The sequence below is a fragment of the Xenorhabdus miraniensis genome, assembly GCF_002632615.1.
Map to the genome: position 1 here is coordinate 1 of NZ_NITZ01000088.1, position 1,029 is coordinate 1,029.

Genomic DNA, 1,029 nt, shown 5'->3' on the forward strand with positions numbered 1-1,029 from the left:
TTGGTTTGGCGGGAACGGTGGAGCTGGCGAAAAATGCCATTCCTGCATCAGCTATCACACAATACTCAGGTAACTCGCCTAGCCATGTCATGAGCCAAAATACGGTTACCAAATCCCTCAATGATAAATTGGATAAAACAGGGGGACAGATAACCACGAACGACCAATTTTTAGTGTTAAAAAATCAGTCTGACGGTGCTGCAAACTATATAGAGGCTGCGGATGCAAATGGCAATATCCGGTATCGACTCGGTTGTATGAGCAGTGACTCAGCATTGCAACTGGTGAATGTGGCGGGCAAAACAACGTTATCGATAAAGAATTCAGCCATTTACGTGAATGGGTTTAAATTAGCGACAGAGGATCGGATGGACAAAAATTACGTGTCAAAAATCCGATTGATTTTTTCACGTGAGATCGAGATAGACCGGGGCATATTTCCTGCGTTAAAACCGGGTGAGGTGGTAACAGGTGTACGCGGCAGTACCAGAGACCTGTATTATGAGGCGCGGAACCTGCGATTACATGTTATACAGTATCTGGTTAATAATGAATGGGTGACAGCAAATGCATAAAAAAAATTGGAAAAATTTCCAACATTATCAACCTGATAATCCTAAATTTGGTGATTGCGTTTATTTACGGTCTGACGAGGGAATTGACTGGTATGACGCTCAGAAGTTGTTTGCCTCAGAGACGTTAAAAATCGTGTATGACGCGGCTGGGCTGATTATCAATTACAGTACTGATGCATCGGCGCTCTATCCGAGTGGGTTTAGTGTGGTTGAGCTGGACACAGATCGCGTACCGACTGGTCTCAATGTGCACGGTGACTGGCAGTATGACGGTACGAAAATCATTAAACGGGTTTACACCGTAATTGAGTTACAAAAAATGGCAGAGCATCAAAAACAGCAATCACTGCTGTCAGCGATGCATGCTATTGCACCATTACAGGACGCCGTTGATTTGGATATCGCCACCGATGCCGAACAATCTGCACTAACCGCATGGCGTAAATATCGGGTG

The 1,029-nt window shown here is 44.6% G+C and carries 2 protein-coding genes; both read left to right on the plus strand.

What is annotated here, in order from left to right; all coding sequences use genetic code 11:
- Positions 1-575 (plus strand): hypothetical protein (locus Xmir_RS22155; RefSeq protein ID WP_145956958.1); only part of this gene is annotated, 575 nt, incomplete at its 5' end.
- The coding region (locus Xmir_RS22160; protein WP_099116109.1) for a tail fiber assembly protein at positions 568-1,029 on the plus strand (462 nt) is incomplete at its 3' end. The genes Xmir_RS22155 and Xmir_RS22160, both read left to right, overlap by 8 nt.